Here is a 17,747-nt window from a genome sequence, read left to right as displayed (position 1 = left end):
CGAGGAAGGAGAGGCAGTGATCCTCACTGTCGGTCGGATCGTACGGGCGCACGGCGTTCGCGGTGAGGTGACCGTCCACGTGCGCACCGACGTTCCTGACGAGCGGTTCGGGCCCGGCTCGGTGCTTAACGTGACCGCATCTGCCCGAACGGCGTCGTCCGGCCGGCCCCGGACGTCCAGTGGCTCGTCGCCGGTCCGTTCTGCCGGCCGGGATATCCCGGCCGGCCAGCGGCTGCCGTCGTCGTTGACGGTGAACCGGATCCGCTGGCACCAGGGCCGGCTGCTGGTGGTCTTCGACGGGATCACCGACCGCACCGCGGCCGAGTCTTTGCGCGGAGCCGAACTGCAGGTCGAGGTGGACGACGCTGAACAGCCCTCCGACCCGGAAGAATTCTTCGACCATCAGCTGACCGGTCTACGGGTCGTGACAACGGAGGGCGATGACGTCGGTGAGGTGGCCGAGGTGATTCACGGGGCGGCACAGGACATGCTGGCGGTTCGGTTGCCCGACGGGAGCCAGGCCCTGGTGCCGTTCGTGTCCGCGATCGTGCCGGACATCGACGTCGACGCCGGGCGCGTGGTGATCGATCCGCCCGCCGGCTTGCTCGATCTTCATCTCTCCGGAGAGAGCGAACGTTGAGAGTCGACGTCGTCACCATCTTTCCGGACTATCTCGCCCCCCTTCAGCTGTCCCTGGTGGGCAAGGCGAGGGAGGCCGGCCTGATCGACGTCGCGGTCCACGACCTGCGTGAGTGGGCGACGGACCGGCATCGCACGGTCGACGACACCCCTTACGGCGGCGGGGCCGGCATGGTGATGAAGCCTGATGTCTGGGGAGCGGCGCTGGATACGATCACCGTGAAGCCAGGGGAGGGGAAGGGTGCCGCTGATGCCCGCCCGCACCTGGTAGTGCCGACGCCGGCCGGTGAGCCGTTCACCCAGGCTCGCGCGGCGGAGCTGTCCGCCGATTCGTGGCTGATCTTCGCGTGCGGCCGGTACGAGGGGATCGACGCGCGGGTCGTGGCCGACGCCCGGACCCGCATGCGGGTGAGCGAGCTGTCCATCGGCGACTACGTGCTCAACGGCGGCGAGGTTGCGGCTCTGGTGATGATCGAGGCGATCGTGCGGCTGATCCCCGGGGTGATCGGCAACCCGGAGTCTCTGGCGGAGGAGTCCCACGGCCCCGACGGTTTGCTCGAGTACCCCGTGTACACCAAGCCACCGTCCTGGCGGGGTCAGGACGTGCCCGAGATCCTGCTTTCCGGCCATCACGCCAAGGTCGCGCGCTGGCGGCGGGACGAGGCGCTGCGGCTGACAGCGCGGCGCAGGCCAGATCTGCTGGCCCGCCTCGGCGACGACGCCCTCGACGCCCGTGACCGCGAGGTGCTCGACGAGCCCGACGCGCCGTGATCGCGATCGCGACGCTCCCGGTTAACGCTGGAGCGCACCGGTGTGGCAAACTAGAGCTTCCGTGCCCGGCACGCTGGCTGCCCCTGCCACGGGGGGAGCGCCGCTGCGGATGCCGGGATTGTGAAATCCCCCTCACACTGTGGGTGACCCGTGGCGCCTGCAAGGAAGCGAAACGACATGCACACGCTCGATGCCGTAGATGCAGCTCAGCTGCGCGACGATGTTCCGGCCTTCCGGGCCGGCGACACCCTCAAGGTTCACGTCCGGGTGGTCGAAGGTAACCGGTCCCGAATCCAGGTCTTTCAAGGCGTGGTGATCCGCAGGCAGGGCGCGGGCATCCGGGAGACTTTCTCGGTTCGCAAGATCAGCTTCGGTGTGGGGGTCGAGCGCACGTTCCCCGTCCACACCCCCATCATCGAGAAGATCGAGGTCGTCACCCGCGGAGACGTGCGGCGAGCCAAGCTGTACTACCTGCGTAATCTGCGAGGCAAGGCCGCGAGGATCCGCGAGAAGCGCGAAACCGCCTGACCACCACCAGCTGGGAGAAGGCGTGATCGAGGAGAGCGTTCCTCCTGGAGGCCAGGAGGAACCCGGAGTTCCCAAACAGAAGGAACGCCGAGGGTGGGCGATCCTCAAGGAGACGGCCATCGTGGTGGTGCTGTCGCTGTTCATCGCCACGGTGGTGCGGATCTTCCTGGTCCAGGCTTTCCTGATTCCTTCGGAGTCCATGCAGGACACGCTGAATATCGGTGACCGGGTCATGGTCTCGAAGATCAGCCTTCGCTTCGGAGAGGTGGAGCGGGGCGACGTGGTCGTCTTCGCCGACCCTAACGGCTGGCTCGGGCCACAACCTGAACGAACAGGCGGGATCGGCGGCTCGATCAAGGGCTTCTTCCAGTTCGTCGGCGTGCTGCCGGACGACTCCGAGGGCCATCTGATCAAGCGGGTCGTCGGCCTGGGCGGGGACACCGTCGAGTGTTGCGACGACGACGGCCTGCTGACGGTCAACGGCGTCCCGATCGACGAGGCGGAGTATGTCTATCCCACCGACGCGGCGTCCCAGACCGATTTCAGTGTCACGGTGCCCGACGGTGAGCTGTTCGTCCTCGGAGATCACCGTTCGAACTCGGGTGATTCACGCATCCACGGCTCGTTCTCCGACGATCTGGTAGTCGGCAAGGCGTTCGCCGTCGTGTGGCCGATCTCCAGATGGTCCGGTGTGTCGGCCGGCGACGCGTTCGACGATGTCCCGCCCCCGGAGTGACCTGACCCGGCCACGGCGGGGTGGGTACCTGCCCTCGTCGCCGGACTTGCACGGCAGTCACGGGTTTGGGCGGTGGCGTGTGTCGGGGTGTCCAGGCGCCTCTGGCAGTTCGTAAGCTGGGCTCGTCATGACGATACTCGTGGACCGCCCCCGTCTACCGGTGCGCCGGGACTCCGGGCTGTACGCCTATGAGCGAGTGCTCGCCCGGGCCGGTTTCGCGCCGGTGGCTGGCGCCGACGAGGCCGGCCGGGGGGCGTGCGCCGGCCCGCTCGTCGTGGGAGCGGCGATTCTCGCCGACAGCAAGCGTGGCCGGATACCAGGACTCGCGGACTCGAAGCTGTTGACGCCCGCAGCCCGGGAGCGGGCCTACGAGGAAGTCGTCGATCGCGCTGTAGCGTGGTCGGTGGTGGTGGTCGAACCCGCCGATGTAGACCGAGTGGGCCTGCATCGCTGCAACATCGAGGCGATGCGGCGTGCACTGGCTCGGCTGGACTGCCCGCCCAGGTACGTGCTGACGGATGGCTTCCCGGTGGCGGGCCTGGATGTCCCGGGCTTGGCCATGTGGAAGGGTGACCAGGTGGCGGCGTGTATCGCCGCCGCATCGGTGATCGCGAAGGTAACCCGGGACCGCATCATGTGTGAGTTGCACGAGCAGTGGCCCGGTTACGGATTCGACGAGCACAAGGGGTATGTGACGAGCGATCATCAGCGGGCGCTGCGCGCGCTGGGCGCCAGCCCGGCGCACCGGCGGTCGTACGCCAACGTGGCCCGCGTGATATCTGTTGGCGGTAACCAGGCACCCGCGACCGTTTCCACGACGGTGTTCGCCGGGACGGCGCAAGAAGGGGAGCTGGAACATGAGCGCTGAAGATCTTGAGAAGTACGAGTCCGACATGGAGCTGTCGCTGTATCGCGAGTACCGCGATGTGGTGAGCCTGTTCTCCTACGTGGTGGAGACCGAGCGGCGTTTCTACCTCACCAACAACGTCGACCTTCAGGTCCGCGGCGAGGGCACGGAGATCTACTTCGAGGTCACGATGAGCGACGCCTGGGTGTGGGACATGTATCGTCCGGCCAGATTCGTGAAGAACGTCAAGGTGGTCACGTTCAAGGACGTCAACGTCGAGGAGCTAGCGAAGAGCGACCTGGAGATCCCCAAGGAGGAGTGACCGCTCTCGCGTTCGTGCGCGTGGTCGCGCTGCCGGAGTTGTCCACAGGCGGCATTCCGACCCCTGCGCCGTCCACAAATCGATCCGGAGCGCGCCCAAGCGCGACCGTGACCGGCAGGCTTGTCACCGGAGGTGGTACCGGTGCGAGTCAAGGATGGCGTCGGGGCCTACGGCGAAGAGATCGCCGTACGCCGGTTGGAAGAGGACGGGCTGAGGATTCTGGCCCGGAACTGGCGGTGCCCCGCCGGTGAGCTGGACATCGTCGCCGAAGAAGGCGACGTCGTCGTGGTCTGTGAGGTCAAGACCCGCAGCGGTCTGGGATTCGGCTCCGGGCTGGAGGCGGTTACCCGGGAGAAGGGCGCGAGACTGCGCCGGCTTGCTCTGGCGTGGCTGGAGGCCAACGGCCGCCGCGGCAGGCCGATGCGCATCGACGTGATCGCAGTGCACCGGCGCCCGGACGAGCCACCTCGAGTCGAGCACGTGCGAGGTGCGTTCTGATGAGGTTGGGCCGTTGCCGCAGCGTGGCCCTCATCGGGGTCCAGGGGGCCGTGGTCGACATCGACGTGCACCTCGGCGGCATGCCCGGGTTCAGCCTTGTCGGCCTGCCGGACGCGTCCCTCTACGAGGCGCGGGACCGGGTGCGGGCGGCTGTGCTATCCAGCAATGAGGAATGGCCCCTACAGAGAATCACTGTCAGCCTGTCTCCGGCCGCGATGCCCAAGCGGGGCAGCCATTTCGACCTCGGGGTAGCCGTGGCTATTCTCAGTGCCGCCGACGAGGTGCCGGAGACAGCGACCGCCGGCGTGGTGTTCTTCGGGGAACTGGCGCTGGATGGTCGCCTCCGGTCCGTCCCCGGCGTACTGCCAGCCGTGCTGGCGGCATGGAAGGCGGGTCTGCGCCGGGTCGTCGTGCCCGAGCCGAACTCGGGTGAGGCACGCCAGGTGCCCCAGATGGAGGTGGTGGGCGCGCGGTCGCTGCGGCAGGTGCTCGCTTTCCTGCGGGGCAGCGAGATCCCCGACGAGCCGGCCGAGCAGTACGTGGCGCCGCCCGCTCCGGCCCCCGTGGATCCCGGCCTTGACCTGGCCGACGTCGCCGGACAGGAGATGGCCAAGCGGGCCGTCGAGGTCGCGGCTGCGGGACATCATCACATCCTCCTCGAAGGCCCGCCCGGTGCCGGGAAGACGATGCTGGCCCGGCGGCTGCCGGGATTGCTGCCCGACCTCTCCACGGAGGAATCCCTGGAGGTGACCGCGATCCATTCGGTCGCCGGTGTCCTGCCCCCTGACCGCCCGCTCGTGGTACGTCCGCCGTTCGCCGACCCTCATCATTCCGCAACGGCGGCCGCCGTTGTCGGCGGCGGCCAGATCGTCCGCCCGGGTGCGGCCAGCCTGGCCCACCGCGGCGTGCTCTTCCTCGACGAAGCACCCGAGTTCGCCCGGCCGGTCATCGAGTCGTTGCGCGAACCGCTGGAGAACGGAAAGCTCGTCGTGTCGCGCGCCAACTCCACGGCGGTGTTTCCGGCGTCGTTCCTGCTCGCCCTCGCGCGCAATCCGTGTGGGTGTGGCAATCACGGCAGCCGGTTCCGGGTCTGCGAATGTCCGCCCCACTCGATCCGCCGTTACCAGCAGCGCATCTCGGGTCCGGTCCGGGACCGGATCGACATCTATCAGCAGGTCGAGCCGCCATCGGTCACCGAGATCGATGCCGGCCTGGGGCGTGCCGAGGCCAGCTCCGCCGTGGCGCAGCGGGTGGCGGTCGCCCGGGAACGGCAGGCGAAACGGCTGCATGAGACCCCGTGGAAGGTCAACAGTGAGGTGCCGGTGGGCTATCTCCGCAGGGAGTTCCCCGTGGCCGCCGACGTGACGGCACCGGCATTCGAGCAGTTGCGGCGCGGCGCGGTCACGGCCCGCGGCGTTGAGCGCATCCTGCGGCTGGCATGGACGGTCGCCGACCTGGCGGGGCATGCACGGCCAACGCGCGACGACGTCCTGGACGCGGTGACGTTGCGGCTGGGAGACGCGCCGTGAGCCGCGATCTGGACCGCGAGGCAAGAGCGGCCCTGTCCGCGGTCGTGGAGCCGGGTGCTTTCACGGTGGCCAAGCGCGTGCAGTCGTCGGGGCCGGTCGCCGTCTGGGAGGCTGTGACCGGCGAGGACGCCAAGCTGGATCCCAAAGGAGTGCTGGCTCGCCGGGCGCGGGGCGTGGACGGCGCGGCGATCCTCGCCCGAGCTTCGGAGCTGGGCATTGGCTATGTCTGCCCGGGAGACGCTGAATGGCCCGCGGCGCTCGACTCGATGCCGGCCACCCTCGACGCGGGAGCGGACGCCGTGCCGCCGCCGTTCGGCCTCTGGGTACGGGGGAACGGCTCGCTCGCGGCATGCGGCTCGGAGGCCGTCGCCGTGGTCGGCGCCCGTGCGGCATCGGCGTACGGTGTGCGTGTGGGAGGTGACCTGTCCGCGGATCTGGCGACGGCAGGGTGGGCGGTGGTGTCGGGTGCCGCCTACGGGATCGACGCGGCGGCGCATCGAGGCGCCCTGGCCATGGGAGGTACCACGCTGGCGGTCCTGGCGTGCGGCGTGGACATGGCATACCCCCGAAGCCATGGTGAGCTGCTGGCCCGCATCGCTCAGGCCGGGCTGGTGATCAGCGAGGTGGCGCCCGGGATGGAACCGATGCGGTCCAGGTTCATCGCCCGTAACCGGATCATCGCCGCCCTGACGGCCGGCACCGTGGTGGTCGAGGCGGCGTTGCGTTCCGGTGCGCTGAGCACCGCACATTGGGCGGCCAAGCTCGGGCGCGAGGTGATGATGGTGCCCGGCCCGGTCACCTCGGACCTGTCGGCCGGCTGCCACGAGTGGATCCGGGACAAGGGCGGCGTTCTCGTCACCGATGCGCGGGAGGTGATCGATGCGGCCGGCAGACTGGGGGTGGATGCCGCGCCGATGACAACCGGCGCACAACGGCCGCTGGACTCGTACCACCCCGACGTCCGCCACGTCTATGAACGGTTGCCGGCGTTCGGCGCCGTCACCGTGGACGCGCTCTCCCGGCAGAGCGGGTTTCTGGCGGGCTTTCTCGAGACGTCGTTGCGCACCCTCGAGGCCGGTGGACTGGTCACCCACCTGCAGGAGGGGTGGGCCCGGGTCCCTGGCGCCGTCTGACGCCTGCGGGTACTGCGTTCCCCACGGCGGTGACGTGCGTTCCTGTCTGGTGGTGTGGCGGTGCTTGACCCGGCGCCGGTTGCAGTGCAGCGTGAGTACGTGACTGGACAGGGCGCTGCGCCGACGGCCTCCCCGGCCTTGCCCGAGCCGATGGCCGAGGCGCTGGAGGACTACCGCCGGCATCTCGTCTCCGAGCGCGACCGTTCCGAGCACACGGTCCGGGCCTACGTCGGAGATGTGTCCGCGATGCTGCAGCATGCGGCCCGGATGGGACACACCGAGGTTGGCGAGCTCGATATCAGTGTGCTACGCAGCTGGCTGGCGTCCTTGCACACCCGCGGCCGAGCTCGTTCCACGCTGGCCCGGCGGGCATCGGCAGTACGGATGTTCACCGCCTGGGCACACCACACGGGTCTGCTCGCCACCGACCCCGGCGCGCGGCTCGCCTCTCCCAAGGCGCAGCGCGACCTGCCCGACGTACTGCGCCCCGGAGACGCGGACTCCCTGCTCGAGGGTCTCGCCGCCGAAGCCGCCCACGGTGATCCGGTGGCGATGCGAGACCACGCCATCCTGGAGCTCTTGTACGCCACAGGCGTGCGCGTCGGCGAACTGGTAGGCCTCGACCTCAACCACGTCGATCCCGGCCGCCGAGTGGTGCGAGTGCTGGGCAAAGGTCGCCGCGAGCGTAGTGTGCCGTACGGGGTGCCGGCTGAACGTGCCCTGGAGGCGTGGACCACGGCCGGGCGCCCGGAGCTGGCCGGATCTGCGGCTGGGCAGGCGTTGTTCGTGGGTGTGCGCGGCGGGCGGATCGGCCAGCGAGCAGTACGGTCCATGGTGCACGCTCGTCTGCGCGCTGTACCCGATGCGCCGGACCTCGGCCCGCACGGTTTGCGGCACAGCGCCGCCACCCACGTCCTGGAGGGCGGGGCGGATCTGCGCTCCGTTCAGGAGTTGCTCGGTCACGCATCGATCGGCACCACCCAGATCTACACCCATGTCTCCGTCGACCGGTTGCGCAAGGCGTACCGTCAGGCGCATCCGCGCGCCTGAGCCGCCTCGCGCCCGATGTGCGCCGCTCCTGCTCGATGGCAGGAGAGTCCCGCGGGCCCGTTACTCGTCGTCCGTGGGGAGCGCCGCCGCAGCCGCGAGAACCACGGGAGGCGGAAGGCCGGCGATCACATCCCGCGCCAGCATCGTCGCCGCCGAGCCGGTCCGGCCTGTGTGCCACCAGACGGCGACGCGCCGCTCGACGTTCGTGCCGCCGAGCGGCACGAGTTCGACGCCCTCGCAGTTGGCGACGGTCATCGCCAGAGCATTGGTGACGCCGATGCCCAGCCCTGACCTCACGAGCGCGGCGAGTGTCTGTGGCTGATTGGTCTGAAAGGCGATGGTGGGTTGCAGACCGGCTTCGGCGAAGGCCAGATTCGTCTCGAACTGGCGCGTGCCGCCGTCGGGCTCGCCGATGGTGACTAGCGCGCAGGTCGCCAGCTGGGCAAGGGGCAATTCCGGCCGGCCTGCCCACGGGTGGCCCTCCGGGACCACCGCGACCAGGGGCTCGCGCCACAGCAGCCGGTAGCTGAGCCGGTCGTCGCGGGCGAGGGGCAGAATCGGGCGCACGGCGAGATCGATGTCGCCGTTCACCAGCAGCTGTTCCAGGGTCAGCGTGTCGCGCTCGCGGAGTACCGTCGTGACCGACGGCATGTCCTGGTGGAGGCTGCGGACAAGGTCGGGGTACAAGGACGCCGCGGCGCTCGGATACATGCCGACGCGCACCTCGCCCCGCACAGCGTTGCCAGTGCCTGCGGCTACGTCGCTGAACACCGCGAGCCGGGAGATGACCTCCTCGGCGTGGGGGAGGAGAGCCCGGCCCTCCGGCGTGAGTGACGGCGGATGAACCGCCCGGTCGAACAGCCTGACACCGAGGACGCGTTCTAGTTCACCGACATGTGCGCTGACCCGAGGCTGTGACCTGTGCTGCGCCTTGGCGGCGGCTGAGAAACCGCCCTCGTGGGCAACGGCGACGAAGCTGACAATCCAGTCCAGCCGATAGGTGTACGCACTGGATACGTCCATGACAGCCTCCGTCGCCCCGCCCCCCGAACCTTACCTCCGGGCCCCGTCCTAACCCCTGGCCTGGGTTGTGGTCGTAAATGTGCCCGAAAAGTCCGAAATCAACGACCCTAACCCATGCCAGGGGTTAGGACGGGAGCTGTGTAGGCGGCGTCAGCGGATGAACTGGTCAACGTAGTCGGCGCCGAGGCCCACATCGGCGTAGTGCGCGCGGCAGAGGTCGATCTTGGTGAACGTGTCTTCGTACCCGACCTGGTTGCCTTCTTCGTCCACGTAGACCATGGCTCCGATGATGTTGAAGAACGTGATCATCTCGTCACAGTCCTCCGGCACGGCCAGCGTGTGGATCTCGCCGGGCGGTTCATAGACGAAGTGCCCGGCTTCGGCCATCCACTCGTGCTCGTAGTAGTGCCAGCGCCCCTTGATCACAAAGCCGAAGACCGCGCCGGGATGGCGGTGCCGTGACACGATGCCCGCGGCGGTGACCTTGAGCAGATTGCACCATTGCCCGGTGACGGTGTTGAGCATCAGCGGCCGGAACCAGACATTGGGCGCCTGCGGGACCCAGACCCTGGGGTCGTCGGGCTGGGCGGCGACCGCGATCTCGTCCGGATACTCGGTGGATACCGTGATCTTCGGAGCTTCAGCCATGGTTTTCCTCCTCGGTGGATGACGTTGTCAGGTTGCGAGGTATCCGCCGTCGACGGGCAGGACGACACCGGTGATGAACGCCGCATCGGGACCGGCCAGGAACGCAACGGCGCCGGCGACCTCAGCGGCCTCACCCCAGCGTCGCATCGGTGTGCGCTGCATGATCTGACCGTTGACGGTGGGCTCGTTGCGCAGTCCGGCCGTCATGTCGGTGCGGATCCACCCTGGGGCGACGGCGTTGACCCGGATGCCCGCTTCGGCCCATGCCACCGCGAGGGACTTCGTCAGCTGCGCGATGCCGCCCTTGCTGGCGGAGTACGCCGGAACGCGAGGGCCGCCGAAGAAGGTCAGCATCGAGGCGATGTTCACGATGCAGCCACGGGCCGCGGCCAGCGCCTCACGAGCGGCTACGCAGGTTCGCATCGTGCCCTCGAGGTTCACAGCCACGACGTCGCGGAACACGTCCGGGTCGAACTCGTCGTCGCGGCGGAGTATCCCGGCCGCGTTGACCAGCACATCGAGGCGAGGGAGACCGGCCATAAGGCTGGTGACCTGTTCGGGCTCGCGTAGATCCAGCTCGGCGAACTCGGCCGCCGCGAGGGTCCCCGCCGCCCGGTGGGCGTCGAGCCCTGCCGCGGTGACGTGGGCACCGGCTGCGGTGAATCGTTCGGCGATGGCGGCCCCGATGCCGCTCGTTCCGCCGACCACGAGTACCTGACGTGTCACGGAGGCATTGTGTCGGCCCGGCCGCCGATTGCGGAAGGGTCATTCGCCGCGGGAATGTCCCCTATCCGCTTTTCGACGCGGAGGCGTCGCGGGCGCGGGGGACGACGCCTCCGGCGATCCGCGTGTGTCTCCCGTCGAGATCGCCGCGGCCGGTGCGCGGAAGCCACTGAACGGGATCGGTGACGTGGCCGTTCGCGTGCACCATGAAATGCAGGTGGCATCCGGTGGACAGTCCGGTGGTGCCGGACCAGCCGATAACAGTGCCGGCGTCGACGCGCTGGCCTTGTCTGACCGCGGGCCGGGAGAGGTGACTCGCCGACGTCTCCAGCGCGACCGAGCCGAGTGTCCCGTGATCTACCGCGACCTGAAGTCCGTACGGTCCACGCATGCCCACCGCGGTCACGCGACCGGACGCGGGCGCTCGGATCGGTGTGCCGCAAGCGGCAGCGAGATCGGTCCCGTCGTGTAGTCGTCGTTCTCCGGTGATCGGATGAACCCGCGTGCCGTACGGCGAGGTGATTCTGGGGTTGGCGACCGGCCAGGCCAGCGTCGCGTCAATGTCGGGCGGCGGTCCGGTGGGCGGATCGGGAACGACAGGAGGGCGCTCCTCCGTCAGGGTTCTCTCCCGCAACGGAAGTAGCCGAACCTGAGCGGCGCCGAGAAACGACAAGGGGTTGAGATAGACGTCACCCTCGATAGCGCCCCAGTGCAGGCACGCGGCGGGTACGCAGTGACCGCCCACGCCCGACAATAATCCCAGGGGCTGGCCGGCGACTACGTCTGTGCCGACTGTCACCGACGCCTCGACCGGCTCGTAGGTGGTGCGAACCGTGCCATGATTCACCACCACCACGCCGCGCCCGGCAAGGAGACCGGCATACGTGACCCGGCCGGCCGCGGGCGCCCGCACCTCGGACCCGGCGGGTGCACGCACGTCCACTCCACGGTGGCCCGACAGCCAGCGCTTGTCGGGAGGATCGAAGCCCCGCACGACGTCGGGTGGTTCTCCCGGTGATCCGACCGGGACGATCCAGCCGGCGGGGCGGGATCCGGGCGGGCGTTCCGTCTCGGCATTCGCGGCGATGCCGGATGTGTGTGGAACGAGCGCAGCGATGACGGCCAGGACTGCGACGACGGCACGGCCGGCGGGCCGTCGGAGGTGCCAGCATGCTGTCGGCGTCGGAGTTGATCGTGTCCGGACTGTGGTAATTGAGGTCATGTCATCGATCTTGTCTATGCGCCAAAGGCTTCTCCCAGAGTCAAATCGATGTTGTGGATAGATACCGCGGCCAAAACACGGCTGTGGATATCGTACGGGCGGTGGACCGTCACGGCCCGGGCACGAATCCGTAACAAAGGCTGCGAGAGCGCGCAGGGCGGGGATTCGAAACCCGGGTGTCTGAGTAGCGGTATAGCGTGGTCCAAGAGAATCCGGCGCGCGCCGCGGCGTGATCGCGAGCGGCCGGTGTGAACGAGACCGGTGTGAAGTTTGGTGAGAGGACGAGGGCATGATGCGTATCCGACGGCAAGGACTATGGCGAATGGCGGCGGCGGCGCTCGGCACGGCCCTGGTGCTCGCAGCCTGTGACACGGGTGAGGACGTCGACGTCGACCAGGACGGCAGCGGCGCGGAGAACGGTGCGACTGACGAAGACGGGGACGCCGCGCCCGTTCAAGGTACGTTCGTCGCCGCCATCTCCGGTGAGCCGGATCAGTTCGACCCACACGTGACCTCGGCATACGCCAGCTTCCAGGTCCTGGAGAACGTCTACGACACCCTCGTCGTGCCCGATGATGAAGGTGAGTTCCAGCCGAGTCTGGCCACCGAATGGACCACCAGTGACGACGGCCTCACCTGGACGTTCACGCTCCGGGACGACGTCGTCTTCCACGACGGCAGCGAGTTCGACGCCGACGACGTCCTCTACTCCTTCAACCGGATCATCGACGAAGAGCTGGCCAACGCGTACCGGTTCGCGTCGGTGGACGAGATCACTGCCCCGGACGCGCAGACGGTCGAGATCACCTTGACCGAGCCCACCCCCGCGCTGCTGGACAACGTCGGAGGGTTCAAGGGGATGGCCATCATCCCCGAGGGTGCCGCCGATGAGTACGACCTCGCGACCGAGGGTGCCGGCACCGGCCCGTTCGCCATGGGCTCGCCGGGTGCCAGCGGAATCTCCCTGACGGCTTTCGAGGACCATTGGGGCGGCCCGCCGTCGGTCGATCAGGTCGAGTTCCGCTACATCAGTGAGGCCACCACGGCGTTGACTTCCCTGCGCACCGGAGAGGTTCACTGGACGGACAACATCCCGCCGCAGGACATCGAGTCCCTGCAGAGCGAGGACGGTATCGAGGTCGGCGTTTCGCCGAGCGTCGATTACTGGTACCTGGCGCTGAACCAGGACGTGGAACCGTGGGACCAGCTGGAGGCGCGCCAGGCCGTCGCCTACGGGATCAACCGTGAGCAGATCGTCGACGTCACGCAGTTCGGCGCCGCCACCGTGAACCAGACGGCCATTCCCGAGGACAACTTCTGGTACCACGATTACGCGCCGTTTGACCATGATCCCGATCAGGCTCGGGATCTTCTCGACTCGGCGGGTGTTGAGGAAGGACAGTCACTCGGGATCATGGTCGTGCAGGACACTGAGGGGGTCCAAGCCGCCCAGGTGATGGAGGCGAACCTCGCCGACATCGGCATCAGCGTGCAGATTGAGCAGGAGCCGAGCAGCACGTGGCTGGACCGCCAGGCCGAGGGGGAGTTCGACGCGTTCATGTGGTCGTGGCTGGGCAATCTCGATCCCTTCGGCTTCTACCACGCTCAGCACTACAGCGAAGGCGGATTCAACGCGCAGGGATACAACAACCCGGAGGTGGACGACCTCCTCGAGCAGGCCGCGTCGGAGACCGGCCAGGACGCTCGCAAGGCGCTGTACGACCAGGCGGCGGAGATGATCGTCGACGACGTCAGCTACCTGTATCTCTACAACCCCGACGTCGTGCAGGCCTGGGCCGAGGGCGTCGAGGGCTATGAGATCCGTCCGGACCGGGCGATCAACTTTGAGAACGTGACCGTCGCTGAATGATGGTCACCACATGGCCGGACCTCGGTGAGCGCAGTCGGCTCCCCGCTTCGGGGAGCCGTCGTTGAGCGGCTATGTCCTCCGGCGGCTGCTCCAGTCGCTGGTCGTGCTCATCGGGGTCAGCATCCTGGTCTTCGCGATCATCCATCTGGTCCCGGGTGACCCCATCCGCCAGGCCCTGGGCACGCGGGCTACCGAGGCCGCGTATCAGGCGCTTCGTGCCCGGTCCGGCCTGGACGATCCGCTGCTGGTGCAGTACTTCAACTGGATCGGATCGGCGCTGACGGGGGATCTCGGGGTGAGCTTCCGCAGCGGACGCCCGGTGACGGCGCTCATCCTGGAGCGGATCCCGGCCACCCTGTCGCTGGCCGTGGCCGCGATCGTGGTGGCGCTGCTCATCGCGGTGCCGCTCGGAACCATCTCGGCATTGAAGCCGCGCTCGCCGGTGGACTGGTTCGCCACCGTCAGCAGCCAGGCCGGGCTGAGCATCCCCGACTTCTGGATGGGCATCATGTTCATCCTGATCTTCGCGGGCACCCTCGGCTGGCTCCCGTCAGGCGGCTACGTCGGGCTGACCGAAGATCCCGTGGAGTGGGCCCGCCACCTGGTGATGCCGGCCGTCACAGCCGGGGTGGCGAGTGGGTCGATCCTCACCAGGTTCGTCCGCTCGTCGGTGCTCGAGGCCCTGGGGCAGGACTACGTGCGCACGGCGCGCGCCAAGGGTATGCGTGCACGTGACGTCCTCACCTGGCACGTCTTGCGCAATGCCCTGGTCCCGCTCGTGACGGTGGGTGGCGTTCAGCTCGCCTACCTGCTGTCGGGGGTCGTCATCGTCGAGATCGTCTTCGCGTGGCCCGGTCTCGGGCAGATGGCGTTGCAGGCTGTCGAGGCCCGCGATTACTCACTGCTCCAGGGCGCGGTGCTGCTGTTCGCGGTGATCTTCCTGCTCGTGAACCTCGTCGTCGACCTGCTCTACGCCAAACTCGACCCCCGCATCAGCTATCAGGGAGCGGCGAGGTGACGAGCGAGCGGAGTGAGGGCCGGAGGGACGAGGGCTTTCGCGGAGTGAGTGAGGAGCCGAGCGTGACCTGGGGACGGAGTGGTGCGAGGTGACAAGCGAGCCGGACACGGCGTCGGTCCCCGTGGCGACGGAGAAGCACCGGCCCCGCTGGGCCGAGACGCTGCTTCTCCTCGTGCGCAACCCCATGGCCATCGCGTCGGGCCTGGTGCTCATCGGCCTGCTCGTCGTCGGTCTGTTCGGGCAGTGGCTGGCACCGTACGGACACAACGAGCAGTTCGTCGGCGGGCAGCTGGAGGCCCCTTCCGGATCACACTGGTTCGGCACCGACGAGGCCGGCCGCGATGTCTTCTCCCGGGTGTTGCTCGGCGCTGAGGTGTCGCTGCGCGTCGGAGCGGTCGCGGTGGGCATTTCGCTGGTGGCGGGGGTGCTCATCGGTCTGCTGGCCGGATATTACGGCCGGTGGCTCGACGATGCGCTGATGCGGTTCATGGACATGCTGTTCGCCTTCCCGGCGCTCCTGATGGCCATCGCAGTCCTCGCGATCCTGGGCCGCGGCGAAAACAACGCGATGATCGCGATCGGCATCGTCTACACGCCGATCTTCGCCCGGGTCACCAGGGCCAGTGTGCTGACGGTCCGTGAAGACGTGTTCATTCGGGCCTCCAGATCCAGCGGCGCTGGCGACGCGCGAATCATCTTCCGGCACGTGCTGCCCAACGCCGCACCGCCGATCATCGTGCAGACGACCATCAGCCTGGCTTTCGCCATCCTGTCGGAGGCGGCGCTGAGCTTCGTCGGACTGGGCACGCAGCCACCCAACCCGTCGTGGGGCCGGATGCTGTCGGAAGGACGCGGATTTATCGAGCATGCCTGGTGGATGGCGTTGTTCCCCGGGCTGGCCATTTTCGTCACGGTGCTGGCGTTCAATGTGCTGGGTGACGCTCTGCGCGACGTGCTGGATCCCCGTCAGCGGTCCACCCTGTCCGGAAAGGGCGCACGATGAGCCACGGCGCGAGCGATAGGTCGAGCGTGGCCGGCCAGCTGGAGCAGCCGGCCGGGCCAGTGCTGGCGGTGCGTGATCTGCGGGTGGCGTTCCGGACGCCACTCGGTCTGGCGCAGGTGGTGAACGGCATCTCGTATGACGTCGAGCCGGGCAAGACGCTGGCGATCGTCGGGGAGTCCGGGTCGGGCAAGAGTGTCGGCACGCTGGCGTTGCTGGGTCTGCTCCCCTCCGGCGTGGCGAACGTCGACGGCAGCGCCGTTTTCGCGGGACGCGAGCTGATCGGGCTGAGCGAGGACCAGTTGCGCCCCATCCGCGGCGCAGGCATCGGCATGGTGTTCCAGGATCCGATGACTTCGCTCAATCCGGTTCTCACGGTGGGCCGCCAGATCGTCGAGGCGATCCGCGCCCAGGGCACGGCGTCGAAGGGCGCGGCGCGAGCTCGCGCGGGCGAGCTGCTGGCCGAGGTCGGGATCCCCGATCCGGCGTCCCGGCTCGACGCGTATCCGCATCAGCTCTCCGGTGGCATGCGCCAGCGGGTGATGATCGCCATCGCCCTGGCCGGTGGGCCGAAGGTGCTGATCGCCGACGAGGCCACCACTGCCCTGGACGTCACCGTCCAGGCGCAGATCCTGGAGCTTATCCAGCGGCTTCAGGAGGAGCACGGCACCGGTGTCGTGTGGATCACCCACGATCTCGGTGTGGTGGCGGGGATCGCTGATCACGTCCTGGTGATGTATGCGGGTCGGTGTGTCGAGGAAGGAAACGTGGACGAGCTGTTCGATCGTCCGGTTCATCCGTATACGCGTGGGCTTCTCGGTGCGATGCCGCTGGTCGACGATCCCCGGCCGGCGCGTGATCGCGATCCGCTGGCCACCATGCCGGGGTTGCCGCCCGATCCGGTGGCGTTGCCGCCAGGGTGCGCGTTCTATCCGCGATGCCCGGTGCGCGCCGACACCCGGTGCGCGGATGAAGTCCCGCCGCTGGTGTCCGTCGCAGGTAGCGGTGACGCGCACCGGGCCGCCACCTTCTACGCACCTGAGGGGGCATGATGAGCGACGACGCACCGGCAGGACGCGGAGGGCGCGGCGGCCTAGGGGCCCTTACCGAGCAACCGGCGCAGGCGTCGCCGGCCGGCGACGTCCTGGTCGAGGCGTCGAATCTCGAGGTGCACTTTCCGATCCGGTCCGGCACCCCACTCCGGGGCACTACCGGGCACGTGCGCGCCGTCGACGGTGTGGACCTCCAGGTGCGCCGCGGCGAGACCCTGGGCCTGGTGGGGGAGTCCGGGTGCGGGAAGTCGACGCTGGGCAACGCCCTGCTGCGGCTGGTCGAGCCGACGGCCGGGAGCGTCGTCTTCGACGGCGTCGACCTCACCTCCATGAAGCGCTCACAGCTGCGCGCCCTACGGCGGCGGATGGCGATGATCTTCCAGGATCCGTTCGCCTCGCTCGACCCGCGGCGCACCGTGGGCGACACCATCGGCGAGCCGCTGGCCATCCATGGGCTCCATCGAGGCCGGGACCGGCGTCGTGGCCGCGTCGGCGAGCTGATGGAGGTCGTCGGCCTCAACCCGGACCACCACAACCGCTACCCGCATGAGTTCTCCGGAGGTCAGCGGCAACGCGTGGGCATAGCCCGCGCCCTGGCCGGCGAGCCGGATTTCGTGGTGTGCGACGAACCGATCGCTTCGCTGGACGTCTCGGTCCAGGCGCAGGTCGTGAACCTGCTGAGGCGGCTGCAAAGCGAATTCGGGTTGACCTACCTGTTCGTCTCTCACGATCTCGCGGCAGTGCGGCAGATCGCTGATCGCGTGGCAGTCATGTACCTGGGCCGCGTGGTCGAGGTGGGACCGGCTACCAGCGTGGTCGCCAGCCCGCAGCACCCGTACACCGAGGCGCTGGTGTCGGCGATCCCCGTTCCGGTGCCGGCACGCGAACGCGAACGTGAACGCATCGTGCTCCACGGCGATATTCCGAGCCCCGCCAACCCGCCCTCCGGCTGCCGGTTCCGTACCCGCTGCCCCAAAGTCTTCGAGCCGTGTCCCGACCATGATCCGGTGCTCCAGCTCGTCGGAGACCAGCAAGAAGCGGCCTGTCATCTCCACGGCGTCACCGGCTGATCAGCCACCTGACCCGCGGTAGTCGACGGCGGCGATGTGCCTGTACACTGGCCGGTGATCCAGTTTGC

The 17,747-nt window shown here is 68.4% G+C and carries 19 protein-coding genes; 15 read left to right on the top strand and 4 right to left on the bottom strand.

The features are described 5' to 3' along the window. The first annotated feature begins 19 nt into the window (after positions 1-19). The 10 genes from rimM to G1H11_RS16760 all read left to right on the top strand — a co-directional run bounded on the left by rimM (position 20) and on the right by G1H11_RS16760 (position 8,053). A complete protein-coding gene (rimM, locus tag G1H11_RS16805; RefSeq protein WP_163819918.1) occupies positions 20-640 on the top strand; it encodes a ribosome maturation factor RimM in 621 nt (206 codons plus the stop codon). Then, a complete protein-coding gene (gene trmD / locus G1H11_RS16800; RefSeq protein WP_163819757.1) occupies positions 637-1,410 on the top strand; it encodes a tRNA (guanosine(37)-N1)-methyltransferase TrmD in 774 nt (257 codons plus the stop codon). The genes rimM and trmD overlap by 4 nt, the downstream gene beginning before the upstream one ends. Positions 1,411-1,587: 177 nt before the next feature. Next, entirely contained in the window at positions 1,588-1,938 is a 351-nt protein-coding gene (rplS, locus tag G1H11_RS16795) for a 50S ribosomal protein L19 (protein ID WP_163819756.1), read from the top strand. A gap of 22 nt (positions 1,939-1,960) precedes the next feature. Further along, positions 1,961-2,674 carry a signal peptidase I gene (gene lepB / locus G1H11_RS16790; RefSeq protein ID WP_163819755.1) on the top strand — a complete coding sequence of 238 codons (714 nt, stop codon included), beginning with the start codon at positions 1,961-1,963 and terminating at the stop codon, positions 2,672-2,674. Positions 2,675-2,801: 127 nt separating this feature from the next. Beyond that, complete coding sequence (locus G1H11_RS16785) at positions 2,802-3,542, top strand: ribonuclease HII (protein ID WP_163819754.1); 741 nt, start codon at positions 2,802-2,804, stop codon at positions 3,540-3,542. Further along, positions 3,532-3,843, top strand: a complete 312-nt coding sequence (locus G1H11_RS16780; protein WP_163819753.1) for a DUF2469 domain-containing protein — start codon at positions 3,532-3,534, stop codon at positions 3,841-3,843. The genes G1H11_RS16785 and G1H11_RS16780 overlap by 11 nt, the downstream gene beginning before the upstream one ends. A 141-nt stretch (positions 3,844-3,984) precedes the next feature. Then, entirely contained in the window at positions 3,985-4,341 is a 357-nt protein-coding gene (locus G1H11_RS16775) for a YraN family protein (protein WP_163819752.1), read from the top strand. Next, on the top strand, positions 4,341-5,870 hold the full coding sequence (locus tag G1H11_RS16770) for a YifB family Mg chelatase-like AAA ATPase (RefSeq protein WP_163819751.1): 1,530 nt from the start codon (positions 4,341-4,343) through the stop codon (positions 5,868-5,870). The genes G1H11_RS16775 and G1H11_RS16770 overlap by 1 nt, the downstream gene beginning before the upstream one ends. Next, complete coding sequence (dprA, locus tag G1H11_RS16765; RefSeq protein WP_163819750.1) at positions 5,867-7,003, top strand: DNA-processing protein DprA; 1,137 nt, start codon at positions 5,867-5,869, stop codon at positions 7,001-7,003. Before G1H11_RS16770 ends, dprA begins: the two co-directional genes overlap by 4 nt. 150 nt (positions 7,004-7,153) lie before the next feature. Then, positions 7,154-8,053: a tyrosine recombinase XerC gene (locus G1H11_RS16760; protein ID WP_163819917.1), complete on the top strand. Its 900-nt coding sequence runs from the start codon at positions 7,154-7,156 to the stop codon at positions 8,051-8,053. Between the two features lie 60 nt (positions 8,054-8,113). Here G1H11_RS16760 and G1H11_RS16755 read toward each other — a convergent pair whose 3' ends face one another. The 4 genes from G1H11_RS16755 to G1H11_RS16740 all read right to left on the bottom strand — a co-directional run bounded on the left by G1H11_RS16755 (position 8,114) and on the right by G1H11_RS16740 (position 11,669). After that, on the bottom strand, positions 8,114-9,076 hold the full coding sequence (locus tag G1H11_RS16755; RefSeq protein WP_163819749.1) for a LysR family transcriptional regulator: 963 nt from the start codon (positions 9,074-9,076) through the stop codon (positions 8,114-8,116). A gap of 150 nt (positions 9,077-9,226) precedes the next feature. Then, complete coding sequence (locus G1H11_RS16750) at positions 9,227-9,724, bottom strand: 2,4'-dihydroxyacetophenone dioxygenase family protein (RefSeq protein WP_163819748.1); 498 nt, start codon at positions 9,722-9,724, stop codon at positions 9,227-9,229. Between the two features lie 27 nt (positions 9,725-9,751). Further along, positions 9,752-10,450 carry an SDR family oxidoreductase gene (locus G1H11_RS16745; protein WP_163819747.1) on the bottom strand — a complete coding sequence of 233 codons (699 nt, stop codon included), beginning with the start codon at positions 10,448-10,450 and terminating at the stop codon, positions 9,752-9,754. A gap of 61 nt (positions 10,451-10,511) precedes the next feature. Next, positions 10,512-11,669 (bottom strand): peptidoglycan DD-metalloendopeptidase family protein, encoded by a 1,158-nt coding sequence (locus G1H11_RS16740; RefSeq protein ID WP_163819746.1) that lies wholly within the window; start codon positions 11,667-11,669, stop codon positions 10,512-10,514. A gap of 292 nt (positions 11,670-11,961) precedes the next feature. On the opposite strand from G1H11_RS16740, the gene G1H11_RS16735 reads away from it, so the two are divergent. From G1H11_RS16735 to G1H11_RS16715, 5 genes are all read left to right on the top strand, one after another. Then, the gene (locus tag G1H11_RS16735) at positions 11,962-13,539 is read left to right on the top strand and encodes an ABC transporter substrate-binding protein (protein WP_163819916.1); all 1,578 of its coding nucleotides are present in this window, start codon (positions 11,962-11,964) and stop codon (positions 13,537-13,539) included. 61 nt (positions 13,540-13,600) lie between these two features. Continuing rightward, positions 13,601-14,557, top strand: coding sequence for an ABC transporter permease (locus G1H11_RS16730; protein WP_163819745.1), 957 nt, complete (start codon positions 13,601-13,603; stop codon positions 14,555-14,557). Positions 14,558-14,678: 121 nt separating this feature from the next. Next, entirely contained in the window at positions 14,679-15,560 is an 882-nt protein-coding gene (locus G1H11_RS16725; RefSeq protein WP_425501245.1) for an ABC transporter permease, read from the top strand. Then, entirely contained in the window at positions 15,557-16,609 is a 1,053-nt protein-coding gene (locus tag G1H11_RS16720; RefSeq protein ID WP_163819744.1) for an ABC transporter ATP-binding protein, read from the top strand. Before G1H11_RS16725 ends, G1H11_RS16720 begins: the two co-directional genes overlap by 4 nt. Beyond that, entirely contained in the window at positions 16,609-17,679 is a 1,071-nt protein-coding gene (locus G1H11_RS16715) for an ABC transporter ATP-binding protein (RefSeq protein WP_163819743.1), read from the top strand. Before G1H11_RS16720 ends, G1H11_RS16715 begins: the two co-directional genes overlap by 1 nt. Positions 17,680-17,747 lie beyond the last annotated feature (68 nt).

The organism is Phytoactinopolyspora alkaliphila, assembly GCF_010550695.1.
Taxonomy (GTDB): Bacteria; Actinomycetota; Actinomycetes; order Jiangellales; family Jiangellaceae; genus Phytoactinopolyspora; species Phytoactinopolyspora alkaliphila.
The sequence above is the reverse complement of the archived record's forward strand: the minus strand, read 5'-3'. Positions and strand labels throughout refer to the sequence as shown.